We start from the raw sequence: 17,347 nt of genomic DNA, 5'->3' as shown, positions 1-17,347 counted from the left end.
TGGCCAGCCACTCGCACACCTCGAACGGTCGCAGCGACCTCGAGCCGTTCTGGCCCTCCCGTCAGGACCACGATTTCGACCGGGTGTGTCGCCGCGTGAAGAACGCGCCGACCCTCTAAAGCCTTCCGGGATCTCCCACCGGACCTTCCCCGAGGCCTTCGGTCTGCGCGGAACGCGATGACGTACGTACGTCTCCTGCCGACCACTCCGCGTGAAAGAGCTGACCACTCATGTCCCACACCCGTTCCCTGACGTCCGCCGCCTCCGCCGCGACCGCTGCGACCGCGCCCTTCGCCTATCCGCCCAGTCCGCGCCACCGGCTGCGTGCCGTGGACCGCGACGAGGTCGCCCGCGTCGTCGACCTCCTGCCGCCCGGCGCCACCTGGCTGCCCGCGCCGCAGCACACCCTGCCGGCGCTGCCGGGCCAGCCGCCGATGGTCGGCTACCTCGTCCTCGTACCGGCGGACCAGCAGCCGCCGATCGCCTTCGCCCCCCAGTCCGTTCCCGCCCCGGCCGCTCCCCGGCCGACCCCGGCCACCACCGGGGACGAGCTCGTCCGCATCGACGCGGCGCAGCGCACCGCCGAGGTCGACGGCCGCGTACTCGACCTGACGTACCTGGAGTTCGAGCTGCTGGCCCACCTGGTGGCGCACCCGCACCGGGTACACAGCCGGGACCAGCTGGTGACCACGGTCTGGGGCTACGGACACGTCGGCGACGGCCGGACCGTGGACGTCCACGTCGCCCGCCTGCGCCGCAAGCTGGGCGCGGCGCACCGCGGTGCGATCCAGACGGTGCGCCGGGTGGGCTACAAGTACGCGCCCTGAGTGCCGGTTCGGCACAGCACCGCGCACGACGGTGGGCCCGTGCTCCGTGAAGGAGTACGGGCCCACCGTGCGCATCGGGACGGACCGTCCGGGCTAAGCGGTGGCCGCCTTGGTCCGGCGCGCCGCGAACAGCCCCAGCAGCACGTCGACCGAAAGGAAGGCGACGAGGCTGCTGCCCAGCAGCGGTACGAACCACCCGACCACGGCGATCACAGCGGCCAGCGGGAGCAGCATCGTCAGCGGCACCTTGCGCCAGGCTCCGCGCGGCTGGGCGCGGCCGACCGAGAGGGTGCGGTCCTTGGTGGGCCGGCGCAGCCACCACATCCGGTAGCCCCAGAAGACCAGGAACATCAGCGCGACCGCGAGCGCGGCGAGCGCGATCTGGTTGGCCAGGCCGAAGGTCTTCCCCATGTGCAGGTCGATGCCGAAGCGCGTCAGCTGTGCGAGGACGGGGTAGTCGGCGAAGCGGAGTTCGTCCATGATCCGGCCGTCCGCGGGGTCCACGGCGACGGAGTCCAGGTGGACCGGCAGCTGCTTGTCCTGCTCCTTGATCACGTAGCCCTTGCCCTTGGCGGGCAGGGTGATGCGGAGTTCCTCGGTGACCCCGGCGGCGCGGGCGGCGGCCACGGCCTTGTCGATGCCGATGTCCGCGGCGGACGGCGTCCCGGGCATCTCCATGCCGCCGGTCCCGCCGTGCCCGGCGTGCTCGCCGGAGCCGGAACCGGAGCCGGAGCCGGAACCGGAATCCGAACCGGGCGCGAGGGCCGCGGACACGGACGGGGTGGCGCCGCCGAGGCCGTCCTGGAGCTGCCCGATGTTCTCACCCGCGTACTTCGACCAGGTCAGGCCGGTGGCGGACAGCGCGACGAGTCCGGCGACGGCCCAGAGGCCGACGGCCCCGTGCCAGGAGAGGGTCTTGCGGCGGCCGGTGGCGGCGCGGTCGGGCAGGACGAGCAGGGCCTTGCGGGACCGGCGGCGGCCGATCCACAGGGCGAGTCCGCCGAGTGCGACGACCCACAGCCAGCTCGCGGCGAGCTCGCTGTAGTTCCGGCCGAACTCGCCCAGCTGGAGGCTGGAGTGGAACTCGCTGAGCCAGGCGCGCAGCGGCAGCGCGTCGCCCTCGGTGGTCAGCTGTCCGTTGACGTGGGCCGTATACGGATCCACGAACACGGTCTGCGTCCGGCCCTCCTCCAGCCCGGGGACCTCCATGATCACGCGGGTGGTCGCCTCGGCGTCGGGCGCGGGCCACACGCCCACGACCTTGCCCTCGGGAACGGTGGCCCGGGCGGCCGTGACCTGGGCGCTGAGCGGCGCCGTGCTCTCGCGGACCTGGGTGACGGTCAGTTCGTCGGAGTAGATGATCTTCTCGGCCTGCCAGGAGGCGGCGTACAGCAGGCCGGTGGCGGCGGCGAGGAACAGCAGCGGGGCTATCAGGATCCCGGCGTAGAAGTGCATGCGCAGGAGCAGCGGCCGCAGCGCCGCCCAGGTGCCGGGCTTCGAGGGCGCTTCGGCCGAAGCGACCGCCCCGTCCGTTGCGGGAGTGGCAGGTGCGATGGGTGCAGCGGGTGTGTCGGCGTCCGGGGTGCGGACGTCCTGAACCTCTTCAAGGGACATGTGGGTCCTAGGTGTTGGCCCTGTGGGCGAAGACTCGGGTGAAGCCCCGGGTCCCGCCACCTCGCCGATGAAGGAGGTGCGCCGGTCAGGCGCAGGCAGGACGGCCGGGGGCCGTGGCGCGGGTGTCTCGCCACCCGGGCGGCCCACGGCGCACCAGGGCGTGCGCGGGCACGGCCCCGCGCAGCCTGCGCGGGGGTTCGTACGCGGGGCGGGGCGCGGGCCGCGGCGGTACGGGGGCCACGCGGGCCCGGACCAGGGCGACCGCGCGGGCGAGCGGCCGGGCCGCCAGCAGCGCCGCGGAGCCGAGGACGGCGGCCAGCCGGAACACGGCGGCCTCGCCCCACGCCAGCCAGGCGGCGCAGAACAGCCCGGCGAGCACGTGCGCGGCGATCATGCCGAGGCCGCCGTGCCCGGCCATGTCGGCCATGCCCGCCATGCCGCTCATGTCAGCCATCCCGGCCATGCCGGCCATGCCGTCCGTACCGGCCGCCGCCTCCGGCAGCGCCGTGCCCGCCAGGTGGTGGTGCCCGGGCATCGGCTCGGGCATGGACATGCGCAGGGGCATGGACTTCGTGGTGTGACCGGTGTGGCCGCCGTGACCCGCCTGGCTGCCGGAGAAGACCAGGTGCAGTACGCCCTGGACGGCGAGCAGCGCCGCACTGATCGCGACGGGCCCGCGGCGGCGCCCGGCTGCGAGCCGTGCGAGCCCGCCGGTCACCCCGAAAGCACCCAGAAGGCCCATCAGTGGGATATCCGTGCCGGACATGTACGAATGCCCCACAGCGCCCAATGCGGTGCACACCGCCGCGAACATCGCGGCCCGTGCGGTGCGCATCGGCGCGGGGATCTCTGGCATGGCAGGAACATGCTCGCACGGGACCCGGTTCCGCCAGTCCGAGGGCCGTATCCGATCATGATCGGATGAATTCACTGCCATGGCCGCCACCGACGCTCGGCGTGGTGTACGCGGGCGGGGTCCAGCTCGGTGCGTACGCACTGGACCGGCTGGGGGCGGCGGAGCGGGACCGGGTGCTGCAGGGCTGCTCGACGAATGTCGACAACCTCGCCGCCGGCCGCTGGGAGACCCTGCTGAGCAGCGCCTTCGTCGTCGAGGAGCCCATGCCGCTGCCGTACGCGCTGCTGCTCGTCGCGGTCCTCGGGTACGCGGAGTACGCGTACGGGGCCTGGTGGACGGCCGCGGTGTTCGTGTTCGGGCACGCCACGGCGACGCTCCTCGTCCACGGCGTCCTGCGCCGTACGGCCGATCCGCTGACCCGGCGGGCCCTGGACGTGGGGACCAGCTACGGGTTCAACGCCGTGCTCGGCGCACTGACCTCCGCACTGCCGCGTGGACCGGTCCGTACGGCCGCCCGGGTGGGGCTGCTGGCGCTCGCCGCAGGCCCGGTGCTGAAGCGGGACCGGACCTTCACGGACGCCGGGCACCTGGCGGCCCTGGGGATCGGGGTCGGGCTTTCGCTCGCCCTCGATTACCTATCGGGGGCGAAACATCCGAAAATCGGGTGAACACGCACCATCCGCAGCACCACCTGCACCACCCGCACCACCCGCACCACCCTCTGCACCGCTCGCACCGCCTGCACACCGCTGGAGCCGCCACGATGACCACCACCACCCCCTCCACCACCGTCGCCAACCTGCGCGACCTCGGCGGCACCCCCCTCTCCGGCGGTCGCACCGTCCGCCCCGGGCTGGCCCTGCGCTCCGGCCAGCTCGACCGGCTCGACGTCGACGCCGACCCGGTCGTGGCCGCGCTGGGCCTGCGTACGGTCATCGACTTCCGCACCGACGCCGAGCGCGCCGACCACCCGGACCGGATACCCGCGGGCGCCCGCCTCCTGATCGGCGACGTCCTCGCCGACAAGCTGAGCTCCGGCAGGATGCCGGCCGCCACGCAGCTCAAGGATCTGCTGTCCGACCCGGCGATGGCGGAGGAGCACCTGGGCGGCGGCAAGGTGCAGAAACTGTTCGCCGACACCTACCGGTCCTTCGTGAACACCGCTTCCGCGCAGGCCGCGTACCGGACCCTGCTCACCGAGCTCGCGGACCCGGACTCGGGCCCGCTGCTGTTCCACTGCACGGCCGGCAAGGACCGTACGGGCTGGGGCGCGACCGTCGTCCTCTCGCTGCTCGGCGCGGACGACGAGACCCTGATGGCCGAGTACCTCTCCGTCAATCCGGCGGTCAAGCAGGCCTTCGCGCCGCTGATCGAGGGCTTCACCGTCGCCGGCGGCAACCCGGACATCGCGCTGGGCCTGATCGGCGTCTTCCCCTCGTACCTGGAGGCCGCCCTCGACGAGGTGAACACGCGGTACGGCTCGATGGAGAAGTACGTGCGCGAGGGCCTCGGCGTCCCCGACGAGACGGTCGAGGCGCTCCGCGCCCGCCTCGCGGCCTGATCCGGACCTGGCCCGACCCCTTCCGCGGCCGGCATTCGACCCGAACGTGTGACCTGGGGACGGGTGACCATCCGACGATTCGCTCGTTCTGCTGAACGTGACTGCGCCGGATACCGCCACCCGCCCCCCGTCTCCCGTGCCGCCCGACGTCGAGCTGGCCGAGGCCGCCATCGTCGAGCACTACCCGCGGCTGGTGCGGCTCGCCTATCTGGTGCTGCCGCCCGCCCTCGGCCGCAACCGGCGGGTGCTCACCGCCCATTCGCTGGCCCAGCGGGCCCTGCCGCGCGGGCGGCGCGGCGCCGGTGCGGAGGCCGCCGCCGCAGCCGCCGTGCAGGGCGGGGTTCCGGGCCAGCGCGGGACCTCGGGCGCCGAGTCCGGGTACGCGTACGTCCGGTTGCGGGTGCTGCGCGCCGCCCTGGAGGCCGGAATTCCGCTGACGTTCCGGGCGCTGCCCCGGCGGGCGCAGCTGCCTCCGCTGCTCCCCCAGGTGTGGGGGCTGCGGCTGTTCCCGCGCTCGGGCGGGGCCGAGGAGCTGGCCCTGGACCAGTGGCTGGCCACCCTCGACGGGCCCGGCCGGGCGGCCTGCGTCCTGCGCGCCCTCGAGCGGCTGCCGGAGCCCGAGGTGCTCCGGGTACTGACCGAGGCCGGAGTCGCGAACCCCGCCGCCGCGGTCGCGGAATCGGGGGATCCGGCCAACGACGCCCTGTTCGCCTCCCCCGAGTTCGATCCGTGCGTACTCCAGGCGCGGCCCACCGACCTGCTGCGCCGACGGCGGTTCGTCCGGGCCGGGCTGGCCGCCGCGGCCGCCCTCGCCGTGTGCGGGGCGCTGCTCGCGCTGCCCGGCGGCGGCTGGGGCGCGGACGGAGCCGCGGCCCCGCCGTACGCGCGCAACGCGGCGGCGGAGCAGGCCCTGGATCCGGGCAAGCTGGTCCGGGTCGCGCCCACGCTCTGGCGTACGTCCTCCCGTACGGGCTTCTCCACCTGGCCCGCGCGCGGCGACCGGGCCGACGACGCCGAGCTGCTGCGCCGGGCGCTGGCCGTCTGGGCCCGGCCGGGCTCGACGGTCGTCGCGTCGGCCACCCCCGGCACGCCGCCCGGACCGCCGATGGGCCCGCCGCAGCTGCTGTTCGCGGGCACCGTCGACCAGGCGGTCGTGGTCCTGCTGTACGACGGCCTGCGCGTGGTCCGGTACGCCGAACCGCGCACCGGGACCTCGGTCGCCGCCCTCGACTTCGCCCGGACCGACGGCGCCTCGGCGGAGAACTCGGCTGCGCTCGTGCTGAGCCGGGTTGACGGCAACGTCCGCTACCTGACCGCGCCGTGGGTCACCGGAGTGGGGCTGCGGGACCTGCTGAAGCCCGGTGACGCCCCGACGGCGCTGAAGCCGGGCCAGGACGGGATCACCCCGCCGGTGGCGAGCCCCGCACCGTCGGGCAACTGCACCGGCTGGAACGCCCTCGCGCTGACCGGCAACGGCTCCACCCGGCTGGTCACCGACCTCGGCGAGCTGACCCCGGCCCGGCTGACCTCGGGCGCGCCGGGCGCGGAGCGCGATGTGGCGGAGGGTGCGGAGCTCGGCGACTGGTCGCGGATCGCGTGCCTGCTGCCGTCGGTCCGCTCGCACGGCGTCCGCAGCGTCAACGCCTGGACGTACGCGAAGCAGCCGCTGCCCGAAGGCGACGGCACGGCGACCTGGCTGTGCACCCGGGCGGAGACCTGGGCGGGCACGGAGGACCGGGTGCAGGCGCAGTTCCTGACCCCGGGCGCCCCGCTGGCGGCGCAGGCGGCGAAGGCGGAGGGCTCGCCCGCGTGCGGGCCGCGGGAGCCGCGGGTGCTGGCGGGCGTGCTGTGGAAGTCGAAGGCGGGCCAGTGGTACGTGCTGGCGGCGGGCAGTGCGCAGTTCGCGTCGCTGTCGGTGTCGGGCGGCGGGGTGAACGGGTCGGCGAACGCCAACCGGCTGGCGGTGAAGGCGCCGGCGGGCGCGCAGGTGGAGCTGACGGGCAAGCTCACGGACGGTACGAAGGCGGGGGTGCTCCGGTAGCCGCGCAGCAGGGTGAGTGAATCTTCAACCGTCAAGAACGGTCGGGGAGTTGGCGGGATCCGGACATGACTGCCGCAGTGCGCACATGGCATGATCGGTTCCGGTTACCACGCGGTAACCCACCAACACCCCCCTCACGTACTGAAGGTTCACCCACGTGCGCATGCTCGCCCGACGGCTCCTCCTCCCCGGCCTGACCACCCTGGCGCTCACCGCCACCGGCTGCTCCTCCACACCGCACACCGGCGCCGCAGACGCGGCCGCCCCCGCCACCCTCGCGCCCGCGGGCGACGGCACGTCGCAGCAGCTCGACGTGGCCGCGGCCCCGCAGGGGACCCCCACACCGGCGGCCGTGGCCCGCGCCGGCGGGAAGGGCAAGACCGAGAAGTCCTCGCTCAAGGTCGCCTCGTACGACCAGGCGAGCGGACGGGCCGTCATAGCCAAGGCCCCGCAGGGGCCCGCCAAGTCCCCCGCGCCGGGCAAGAAGCCGGATGCGGGCAAGTCCCCGGAGGCGGGCAAGGCCCCCGCTGCGGGTACGGCGCCCGAGTCGGGCGCATCCCCCGAGGCCGACAAGCCCGTCGCCGTGGGCGACGTCATCGCCAGCGCGCCGGCGCCCGGCGCCCCCAACGGCCTGCTCGCCAAGGTCACCGAGGTCGTCGGGAAGACCGACCGCGGCACCGAGGTCAAGACCGCCTCCACGACGCTGGCCTCCGTCCTGAACGACGACAAGGCCGACGGCAAGGTCCCCGTCGACCCCTCGTCGGTCACCGTCGAGCCCCTGATGAAGGGCGTCACCTTCTCCTGGGCCAAGAGCCAGGGCGTGAAGTTCGGCCCCGAGGGCGCGAAGCTGCCCCTGGGCAACCTGCGGCTCGACGTGAACGCCGCCGTCGACACCGCCCCGGACGCCCCCGCCTCGGCCGGCGCCTCGGTGTCCGGGTTCGTCCAGCTCGCCCCCCAGGTGGAGTTCTCGTACGACGGAGGCGGCGCCACCGGTCCGCGGTCCGCCTTCCTCGGCATGAGCGGCGACTGGTCCTCGCAGTGGAAGCTCCAGGGCCGCGCCGCCGCGAGCACCGGGGCGGCCAAGCGGATCCCGTTCGCCAAGCTGCACAGCGCTCCGGTCATCCAGGTCGGCCCGGTGCCGGTCGTCGTCAACCTCGACCTGACCTGCTACGTCCAGGTGGAGGCCGACGGCCGCGTGACCCTCGACGTCCAGCAGGACGTCAAGGGCGACTTCAAGGTCGGCGGCAGCTACGCGACGGGCAAGGGCTGGACGCCGGTCAGCACGTCGAACGTGCAGAGCACGCCGGTCAAGGCGAGCGTCACCGCCTCCGGCAAGGTCAAGGGCGCGCTCGGCGCCGAGGCCTCCGTCGGCCTGTACGGAGCCGTGGGCGTCAGCGCGGACTTCGCCCCGTACCTGCGCGGCGAGGCCGACGCCAAGGCGAGCGCGTCCAGCGACGGCAAGACCTCCCTCAGCGGCTCCTGGGCGCTGTACGGCGGCTTCGACCTGAGCGGGAACCTGCACCTGCAGCTCTCCCTGTTCGGCACGCCGCTCTTCGAGCGCAAGATCCCGCTGGGCACGCTCAACCGCGAGTGGGCCCTCGCGAGCGGCCACGCCGAGCGCTAGCCGGACGGGCCGGACGGCAGACCTGAGTCCCCCGGGCGCGGTGCGCGCCCGGGGGACTCTTGCGTGAAGTGGTGGGCGCAGAGGGGTTTTCCTCTGTCCTACCCCTCAGTACATTGACGCCATGTCTAATACGCCGCTCACGCCCGCCCCCGTGGCGTCGGAACACATAGAGCTCAAGGCGCGGAACGTGTCCTTCGGCTGGGAGGACACCCCGCTCCACTGGCTGCCCGGCGACCCGTTCGCCACGCACACCATCAACGTGCTGCACCTGCTGCTGCCCGCGGGCGAGCGCTGGTTCGTACACGTCTACAAGCAGGTGCTCCCGTACATCAAGGACGAGCAACTGCGTGCGGAAGTCGTCGGGTTCATCGGCCAGGAGGCCATGCACGCCGCTGCGCACGACGACGTGCTCCCCCACCTGAAGCGGCTGGGCCTGGACCCGACCCCGTACACGGCGCAGGTGGACTGGCTCTTCGAGAAGCTGCTCGGCGACCGGACGCTGCCCCCGGGCAAGGCCCGGCACTGGTGGCTCATGGAGCGGGTCGCGATGATCGCGGCGATCGAGCACTACACGGCGTTCCTCGGGAACTGGGTGCTCAACGCGGACGAACTGGACCGCCGGGGTGCGGACCCGATGATGCTGGACCTGCTGCGCTGGCACGGCGCGGAGGAGGTGGAGCACCGCTCGGTGGCCTTCGACCTCTTCATGCACGTGGACGGCGGCTACCGCCGGCGGGCCCGGACCTGGGCCACCGCCTTCACGGCCCTCGTCTTCCTGTGGCAGCGGGGCGCCCGCTTCTTCATGGAGAACGACCCGGAGCGGGCCGGTGCCAAGGCCTCCCTCGGCCAGTTCTTCCGCGCGGGCCGGCAGGGCACGCTCCCCTCGACGGGCGCCATGCTCAAGTCGATCCCGACGTACCTCTCCCGTACGTACCACCCCTCCCAGGAGGGCTCGACGGCCCAGGCCGTGGCCTACCTGGCCTCCTCCCCCGGCGCGAACGGCGGTGCCACCGCATGAGCCGCGCCCTGAAGGTGGCGGCGCTGGCGGGCGCGGCCCTGCTGACCCGCCGCGCCCTGCGGGGGCGCATCGCCCGCTCCCCCCTGTGGCCCCTCCCGGCGCTGGAGACCCCGGTCTCGGGCCACTCCCCGCGGCGTTGGCTGCCGGCCCTGATCGTGTCCCGTACGGAGCCCGCGGACGGGGTCCTGATGCTGACCCTCGAATCCCCGGAGCTCCCGCCGTGGACCCCGGGCGCGCACGTGGACGTACGGCTCCCCTCGGGCCTGATCCGCCAGTACAGCCTCTGCGGCGACCCGGCCGACGCGGGCCGCTACACGATCGCGATCCGCCTGATCGAGGGCGGCCGCGGCGGCTCCCGCGAGGCGCACGCCCAGCTGCTGGAGGGCGCGGAACTGTCCGTACGCCCGCCCCGCAACCGCTTCGAGCTGGAGCCGTCTTCCTCGTACGTCTTCGTCGCGGGCGGAATCGGCATCACGCCCATCCTCCCGATGCTGCGCGAGGCCACGGCGGCGGGCGCGGACTGGACCCTTCTGTACGGCGGCCGCTCGCGCTCCTCCATGCCGTTCACCGCCGAACTGGACGCGTACGGCTCCCGGGTCACCCTCATCCCGGAGGACGAGGCGGGCCTCCCCGACCTGACCGCGCTCACCGCGACGGCCCCCGGCACCCTGATCTACTGCTGCGGCCCGGGCCCCCTGATGAAGGCGGTCCAGGCGGCGGCCCCGGCCCCGTCGGCCGTTCATCTGGAACGCTTCGCTCCACCCTCCACGACCGGGACCTCACACCCCTTCACGGTGGAACTCCACCGCTCGGGCCGCACGATCGAGGTCGCGGCGGAGGAATCCACCCTGGCCGCGGTCCGCCGGGAACTCCCCGCCACCCCGTACTCCTGCGAACAGGGCTTCTGCGGCACCTGCCAACACCGCGTCCTGGCAGGCGAGGTGGACCACCGCGACACCCTCCTCACGGACCAGGAGCGCGAGGACTCGATGCTCCTGTGCGTCTCCCGCGCCAAGGACAACCACCTGGTCCTCGATCTCTGAGCCCTGCTGCGCGCCCAGTAGGGTGTCCGCATGACTACCGGGACGCGGCGCAGGATGGGTGTCGAGGAGCGGCGGCAGCAGCTGATCGGGGTGGCCCTGGAGCTGTTCAGCCACAGGTCGCCCGACGATGTGTCGATCGACGAGATCGCGGCGGCCGCCGGGATATCCCGGCCGCTCGTCTACCACTACTTTCCTGGCAAGTTGAGCCTGTACGAGGCCGCGCTGCGGCGAGCCGCCGATGAGCTCGCGCAGCGGTTCGTCGAGCCGCAGGAGGGCCCGCTCGGGGCGCGGCTGGTGCGCGTCATGGGCCGGTTCTTCGCGTTCGTCGACGAGCACGGGCCCGGATTCTCGGCGCTGATGCGCGGCGGGCCGGCGGTCGGGAGCAACCGGACCAACGCGATGATCGACGAGGTCCGGCAGGCCGCGTACGAGCAGATCGTGACGCACATCGGGATCGAGAAGCCGCCTGCCCGGCTGGAGCTCGTGGTGCGGTCCTGGGTGTCGCTGGCGGAATCCACCGCGCTGATCTGGCTGGAGGGGCGGAAGATCCCGCGGGCCGAGCTGGAGCTGCAGCTGGTGCACGACTTCGCCGCGCTGGCCGCCGTAAGCGCCGCGTACGACGGGGAGATGGCCGGGATCCTCGGGCGGATCCTCGCCGACGAGCCGGCCGACGGGCCGTTCGGGGAGCTGGTCGGGCGGCTCGGGGGGCTCGTCCCCACCGCCACCGCCGCCGGGCACGCGGTGCCCGGCCCGCGCTGACCTGACCTGACCTGGCCCGACCTGACCCTCCCCCGGTGATCATCCGCGTGATAATACCCGCGTGATCATTGATGACGGGATCTTGTTCCGGCGGGCCGTGGAGAAGGACGCCGCCACCCTGGTGGCCCTGCACGACCAGGCCGCCCGGTGGATGCGCAAGCACGGGATCGACCAGTGGAAGCCCGGGGACAAGAACGCCGCGCACTTCCTGGCGAAGATGCGCGAGGGCGAGGTGTGGCTCGCCGGGGACAGCGACGGGCGGATCATCGGCGCGTACGAGCTGTGGTGGTCCGACGAGGAGGCCTGGGGCGTGCAGCCGCCGGTCGCCGGCTACGTGCACCGGCTGATGGTGGAACGCGAAACCGCGCCCGCGGGAGCCGGGCGCCGGCTGCTCGAACATGCCGAGCGCCGGATCGCCGGATCAGGATTGCCGCGGGCGCGGCTGGACTGCGTCTCCACCAACCCCCGGCTGCTCGCGTACTACCGGGGTGCGGGCTACCGGGTGGTCGGGGAGTTCCCCCACAAGGAGGGCAAGGACGGCCGGGTGTACGGGGTGATCCTGCTCGAGAAGCGGCTCGATCAGCTCACCGTCGTATGAAGACCGACACCGTGCGGGGCGGGGTCGTGAACTCTCCTGTCCGTGCGTCGTACGCCGCCTGCTTGACCGCGGGGTCGGAGCCGGTCGCCTGGACCGGGTGCAGGGCGTAGCCGGTGCCCGCGAGGGCCGGGATGCGCTGGGTCTGGGCGGCGGGCGTGGCGTTGAAGACCACCACCAGGTCGCCGAGGGTCATGGTGATCACCCCCGGGGTCTCGTCCTTGCCGGAGAGCGGGAAGGCCAGCGCGGCCTGGACCGCCTCGGGTGTGGTGAGGGCGAAGGCCGGTTCCGTCGTACGGATCCGCAGCAGGTCGCGGTAGGCCGCCGAGGCTCCGGTGATGTCGGCGCAGGCGGGTGCCGGGCGGCCGGCCAGCAGGGGCTTCGCGTAGAGCCACTTGGAGCCGTTGTCGGCGGCCGGCGGCAGCCCGCGGCCGAAGCCGTTGCCCTCGCGGCAGTCCCAGTGGATGGCGTTGAACCAGTCGCCGCTGTCGTACGAGTTGCGGTCCAGGGACTTCGAGCGGAGCAGGTCCGTACCCGCCTGGGACAGCGAGGGGCCCTGCGAGAGGGTGCCGACGGCCATCGCCAGGACCTGCATACGGGCCTGGTCGGCGGTGGAGGTGCCGTCCGGCAGCTTGTACGCCAGGGCGTCGGCCAGGGTTTCGTTGTCGTGGGCGTCCGCGTAGGCGAGGGCGTCGCCCGGGGCCGCCGCGTAGCCGGCCGGCGAGCCGTTGTAGTCCACCTCGGAGCCCTTGGTACGCCGGCCCGTGGTGTCCGTGAAGGCGTACGAGGCGAGGTTGCCGGACAGCCCGACCTTGATCAGGTCCTGGGCGTGCAGGAGCCGGGCCCGCTGCTGGTCCGCGGTGCCGTTGGCGGGTGAGGCGTTCGGGGCCGTGAACAGGCCGGAGGCGAAGCCCTGGACGCGCGGGTCCTCGTCGAAGGGGCCGCCGCCGCGGACCGCGTCGCGCGAGCGGTCCGAGAAGGTGGCGATGCCGGTGCCGGCCATGTTCTTCTGCGTGGCCTGGACGAAGCGGGCGTCGTCCGCGACCTCGCCGAAGTTCCAGCCCTCCCCGTAGAGGATGATCTTCTTGCCGTCGACGCCGTCCTTGGCGACGGTCAGCGCGTCGAGGGCCCCCCGGACGGCCAGGATGTTCGCCTTCGGGTGGTGGCCCATCAGGTCGAAGCGGAAGCCGTCGACCTTGTACTCCTTGGCCCAGGTGACGATCGAGTCCACGACGAGCCGGCCCATCATGGCGTTCTCGGGAGCCGTGTTGGCGCAGCAGGTGGAGTTGGCGACCGAGCCGTCCGCCAGCAGCCGCTGGTAGTAGCCCGGCACGATGCGGTCGAGGACCGACTTGTCGGACTGGCCGGACGCCACGGTGTGGTTGTAGACCACGTCCATCACCGTGCGCAGGCCGGCCCCGTTCAGCGACTGGACCATCCTGCGGAACTCGACCGTACGGGCCGTGCCGTTGGGGTCGCTCGCGTACGAGCCCTCCGGGACGGTGTAGTGCAGCGGGTCGTAGCCCCAGTTGTAGGCGTCCTTCGCGGCGGCGGCGGCCACGCAGGCCTGCTGCTCGGGCGAGTCCGGCGCGTACACCTTCAGGTCGCAGGCGGGCTCGGTGCGGTCGGAGGCCTTCTCCGGGATGGTCCCGATGTCGAAGGCGGGCAGGAGGTGGACGTACGAGGTGCCGGACGCGGCCAGCGCGCGCAGGTGCTGCATGCCCGCCGAGCCGGTGTCGGTGAAGGCCAGGTACTGGCCGGGGTGGGTGCTCGTACGGTCCGCGACCGAGAAGTCGCGGATGTGGAGCTCCTGGATCTGCGCCGAGGTGAAGGGGACGGGCGCGGGCTTGCGCAGGGCCCCCCAGCCGGGCGGGGCCAGCTTCGGGTCGGCCAGGTCGACGGCCAGGCTGTACGTGGAATCGGTGGTCAGGGCGGTGGAGTACGGGTCGGTGACCAGGTTGCGGACCACCTGGCGGATGCTCGGGGCCCACACGGTCACGGCGTAGCGGTACGGCTTGCCGGTCCAGTTGCGCTCGCCGCGCACCGACCAGACGCCGGTGGTGTCGTCACGGTGCATGGCGACGGTGCGGCCGTCGAGCTCGAGGGCGACCTGCTGGGCTGTGGGGGCCCAGACGGAGAGGGTGGGGCGGCCGTCCTTGAAGACGGGGCCGAGCGCGGCTGTGTTCGCGTACAGGTCGTCGAGTACGCCGGCGAGCTGCACGCCGGTGGCGGCCAGGACGGCGCCGTTCGCGGCGCGGGCGCTCGCGACGAGCTGGCCGCGCAGGGCCTCCCGTACGCGGTCCCGGTCGCGCGGGTCGACGGAGTAGGCGGCGTACGTCGCCAGGTGCGGGAACTTCTGCTTCTGGGCGGCGGTGAGCTCGGCCTTGGACAGGCGCAGCCACTGCGCGCCGTCCGCGCGCAGGATGCCGTTCTCCGCGGTGATCGTGCCTTCGCGGGAGGCGAGGAGCTGGACGGAGGCGGCGGCAGCGGGGGCGTTCCAGGCGAGGGTGTCGCGGTCGATCCAGACGGCCTGGGCCTTGGTGAGGTCCAGGGCGGCGGAGGAGCCGGCGGGCTGCGGGAGGAGGTACGGGGCCCGGCCGCCCAGCATCCAGACCTCGTGGCCGGTGGCCTTCAGGTCCAGGGACTGGTCGGAGGGGAGGTCCTTCTCGTCGCCCTTGTGGAGGATGTAGCTGAGGCTGGTCGCGCCGGCCGCGAGCGGGACCTCGTACACCGCGCCGTAGGAGTCGGTGCGGACGGGCAGCAGCGGCTTGGACCAGTCGGTCGGGGTCGCGGCGCCGGTCCAGACGTGCAGGCCCCAGCCGTCGTAGGCGCCGTCGGCGCGCCGGTGGTGGAGGACGGCCTTGGTCTGGTCCTGCGGCGGGTAGGCGGGGCGGTCGGTGCGGGCTGCTTCCTTGCCCTGCTCGAGCCAGACCTCGCCGGTCTTCGTCACGTCGATGGTGCGGTCGGCGGCGACGTCCTTGTTGCCGTCCTTGTCGATGACGAGGTAACCGACGGAGGAGGCACCGGGCTTGAGCTTGACGTAGGCGAAGGCGCCGTACGCGTCGCGGCCGGTGAAATCGTGGCCGGCGGGCCAGGGCGTGGCTTCGCCGTCGGCGATGTCGCCCCAGGCGTAGAGCCGCCAGTCGGTGTAGTCGCCGTCGGGGCGGTTGTAGTGGACGACCGCGTAGTCGCGCTGGGTGGCGGTCGGGGGCTGCACGGGCGGGGCCTGGCCGGCGACGGACTCGGCGAGGGCGCTCGCGGTACGGCCGGCGGAGTCGACGGCGACGGCCTTGTAGCGCAGCGCGGTGCCGGCCGGGGCCGTGATGTGCTGGGTGACCTTGTACGGGGCGTGGTCGGCGGAGCCGAGGACCTGCCACTTCCCGGTGCCGGTCTGGGCGGCGAAGACGACCCGGTTCAGGCCGCCGCCGGTGAGGTCGGCGGCGAGCTCGACGGTGCCGGTGGCTGCCGCCGGGGCTTTGAGGGTGATTCCGGGAGCCGTGGCGGGCGTGGCGATGGGCGCGCCCGCGCGCAGTACGACGGATCCAAGGGCCGGGACGACCACACGGATGCCGGCGGGCGTGACCCGTGACGAGCCCGAACCCCCGTACAGGGCGCTGAACTCGGTACCCGGCGCGCTGCCGACCGGCATGTCGATGGTGACCGGCTCGGCAGCGTTGTTCACCGCGACCGCGTACTCCGCCTTGGAGCGGGCGTCGGTGCGCGTGAACGCATAGACGGAGTCGCGGGCGAGCCGCTCGGTCTGGACGCCGTCGCGCAGCGCCGGGTGGGCCTTGGTCAGCCGGGACAGCGCGGCGATCTGGCGGTACAGCGGATGGGCCGGATCATAGGCGTCGCTCGCATGCGTGCGCACCGTTGCGAGCTGGTCGTCGTCCAGGTAGTCGGCGACCTTCGTGGCGAACAGCGGCTGCCGCGAGTCCTTGTCGCCGCCGGCGCCCGTGAAGCCCTGCTCGTCGCCGGAGTAGACCACCGGGTTGCCCCGGGAGAAGAACATCAGCTCGTTGGCGAGCCGGTACCGGTCCAGCAGCTCCTGCTCCCCCGCCCCCGGCCGGTCCTGCTTCAGGAAGCTCCCGAAGCGGCCCATGTCGTGGTTGCCGAGGAAGGTGACCTGCTCGTACGCGTTCGCCTTGTCCGTGGTGTACCGGTAGTCGTCACCCAGTACGGAGCCGAGCCGCGAGGCCGCCGCGCCCTGGGAGGCGTACGCGCGGATCGCGTCCTGGAGCGGGAAGTCGAGGGTGGCGTCGAGCCGCCCGCGCGTCACGTACGGGGAGGTGACGGCGGTGTCGGCGGAGTAGACCTCGCCGAACATGAAGAAGTTCTTCCGGCCGCGCTGGGCGGCGTACTTGTCGAGGGCGGTGGCCCACTGGGTCCAGAACTCGGTGTTGACGTGCTTGACCGTGTCGATGCGGAAGCCGTCGATCGCGAAGTCCTTGACCCACTTCTCGTAGATCTTCTCCATCCCGCCGACGACCTCGGGGCGCTCGGTCCACAGGTCGTCGAGGCCGAAGAAGTCACCCTGGTCGGAGGACTCCCCGGCGAAGGTGGAATCGCCCCGGTTGTGGTACATCGTCGGATCGTTGAGCCAGGCGGGAGCCTTCAGCCCCTTCTTCGCATCGGGCACGAACGGGGTCCGCGGGAAGGACTCGGCGTCGGCCTGCGGAAACTTCTTCTTCCCGTCCGCGTAGTCGGCATCCTCGAACGGGACCCCGCCCTTGGTCAGATAGGGAAAGGCCCCCTTCGACAGGTAGGAGTACGACTGCTCCCGGTAGTCGACGACATCGGCGGTGTGGTTGGTGATGACGTCGAAGAAGACCTTCATCCCCTTCGCGTGCGCCTTGTCGATCAGCCGCTCCAGGTCGGCGTTGGTGCCGAAGTGCGGGTCGACCTGCGTGAAGTCGGTGATCCAGTACCCGTGGTACCCGGCGGAGACATCGGCCCCCTTCCCCTGCACCGGCTGGTTCTTGAAGATCGGCGCCATCCAGATGGCGGTGGTGCCGAGCCCCTTGACGTAGTCGAGCCGGTCGGTCAGCCCCTTGAGGTCGCCGCCCTGGTAGAAGCCCTTGTCCGTCGGGTCCAGCCCGGTCTCGAGCCGCGTGCCGGTCAGGCCGCCGGTGTCGTTGCGCGGGTCGCCGTTCGCGAACCGGTCCGGGAGGACGAAGTAGAACTGCTCCCGGGTCAGGTCGTGGCGTGCGGGCTCGGCGGCCAGCTTCGCATCCGAGGGCGGGGCGGGCGGCGCGGCGGCCGCTGCCGGGAGGGCGGGCAGGAGCGTCACGGCCAGGGCGGCGGCGAGCACTCCTGCGGCGGGGCGTATCAAGGCGGGTCTCCTTGTGTACGTGGCACGTGGATAAGGGCCGCCCGGCGGATGGCGGGTTCTGGGTGCCGGGCGGCCCT

12 protein-coding genes are annotated in these 17,347 nt (G+C 72.9%); 9 read left to right on the top strand and 3 right to left on the bottom strand.

All coding sequences use genetic code 11. From position 1 onward, the window contains the following. The first annotated feature begins 230 nt into the window (after positions 1–230). Positions 231–827 carry a winged helix-turn-helix domain-containing protein gene (locus AB0M76_RS29170; protein WP_365955705.1) on the top strand — a complete coding sequence of 199 codons (597 nt, stop codon included), beginning with the start codon at positions 231–233 and terminating at the stop codon, positions 825–827. 93 nt (positions 828–920) lie between these two features. Here the strand turns inward: AB0M76_RS29170 and AB0M76_RS29165 are convergent, their stop codons facing one another. Both AB0M76_RS29165 and AB0M76_RS29160 read right to left on the bottom strand, forming a co-directional pair. Next, a complete protein-coding gene (locus AB0M76_RS29165; RefSeq protein WP_365955704.1) occupies positions 921–2,441 on the bottom strand; it encodes a PepSY domain-containing protein in 1,521 nt (506 codons plus the stop codon). Between the two features lie 85 nt (positions 2,442–2,526). Beyond that, positions 2,527–3,297: a hypothetical protein gene (locus tag AB0M76_RS29160; RefSeq protein WP_365955703.1), complete on the bottom strand. Its 771-nt coding sequence runs from the start codon at positions 3,295–3,297 to the stop codon at positions 2,527–2,529. A gap of 65 nt (positions 3,298–3,362) precedes the next feature. On the opposite strand from AB0M76_RS29160, the gene AB0M76_RS29155 reads away from it, so the two are divergent. From AB0M76_RS29155 to AB0M76_RS29120, 8 genes are all read left to right on the top strand, one after another. Beyond that, entirely contained in the window at positions 3,363–3,965 is a 603-nt protein-coding gene (locus tag AB0M76_RS29155; protein ID WP_365955702.1) for a rhomboid-like protein, read from the top strand. 95 nt (positions 3,966–4,060) lie between these two features. Then, complete coding sequence (locus AB0M76_RS29150) at positions 4,061–4,858, top strand: tyrosine-protein phosphatase (RefSeq protein WP_365955733.1); 798 nt, start codon at positions 4,061–4,063, stop codon at positions 4,856–4,858. A gap of 88 nt (positions 4,859–4,946) precedes the next feature. After that, on the top strand, positions 4,947–6,899 hold the full coding sequence (locus AB0M76_RS29145; protein ID WP_365955732.1) for a hypothetical protein: 1,953 nt from the start codon (positions 4,947–4,949) through the stop codon (positions 6,897–6,899). A gap of 157 nt (positions 6,900–7,056) precedes the next feature. Beyond that, positions 7,057–8,523, top strand: coding sequence for a hypothetical protein (locus tag AB0M76_RS29140; RefSeq protein WP_365955701.1), 1,467 nt, complete (start codon positions 7,057–7,059; stop codon positions 8,521–8,523). A 121-nt stretch (positions 8,524–8,644) separates the two neighbouring features. Next, a complete protein-coding gene (locus AB0M76_RS29135) occupies positions 8,645–9,541 on the top strand; it encodes a metal-dependent hydrolase (RefSeq protein WP_365955700.1) in 897 nt (298 codons plus the stop codon). After that, a complete protein-coding gene (locus AB0M76_RS29130; RefSeq protein WP_365955699.1) occupies positions 9,538–10,584 on the top strand; it encodes a PDR/VanB family oxidoreductase in 1,047 nt (348 codons plus the stop codon). Before AB0M76_RS29135 ends, AB0M76_RS29130 begins: the two co-directional genes overlap by 4 nt. A gap of 30 nt (positions 10,585–10,614) precedes the next feature. Further along, complete coding sequence (locus tag AB0M76_RS29125) at positions 10,615–11,343, top strand: TetR/AcrR family transcriptional regulator (RefSeq protein ID WP_365955698.1); 729 nt, start codon at positions 10,615–10,617, stop codon at positions 11,341–11,343. A gap of 61 nt (positions 11,344–11,404) precedes the next feature. Continuing rightward, a complete protein-coding gene (locus tag AB0M76_RS29120) occupies positions 11,405–11,941 on the top strand; it encodes a GNAT family N-acetyltransferase (protein WP_365955697.1) in 537 nt (178 codons plus the stop codon). On the opposite strand, the gene pulA is transcribed toward AB0M76_RS29120, so the two are convergent. Beyond that, positions 11,928–17,270 (bottom strand): pullulanase-type alpha-1,6-glucosidase, encoded by a 5,343-nt coding sequence (pulA, locus tag AB0M76_RS29115; RefSeq protein WP_365955696.1) that lies wholly within the window; start codon positions 17,268–17,270, stop codon positions 11,928–11,930. The genes AB0M76_RS29120 and pulA overlap by 14 nt on opposite strands. Positions 17,271–17,347 lie beyond the last annotated feature (77 nt).

It is taken from the genome of Streptomyces sp. NPDC051364 (assembly GCF_040682115.1).
Taxonomy (GTDB): domain Bacteria; phylum Actinomycetota; class Actinomycetes; order Streptomycetales; family Streptomycetaceae; genus Streptomyces.
Note: the sequence above shows the minus strand (reverse complement) of the source record. Positions and strands in the feature narration are given on the sequence as shown.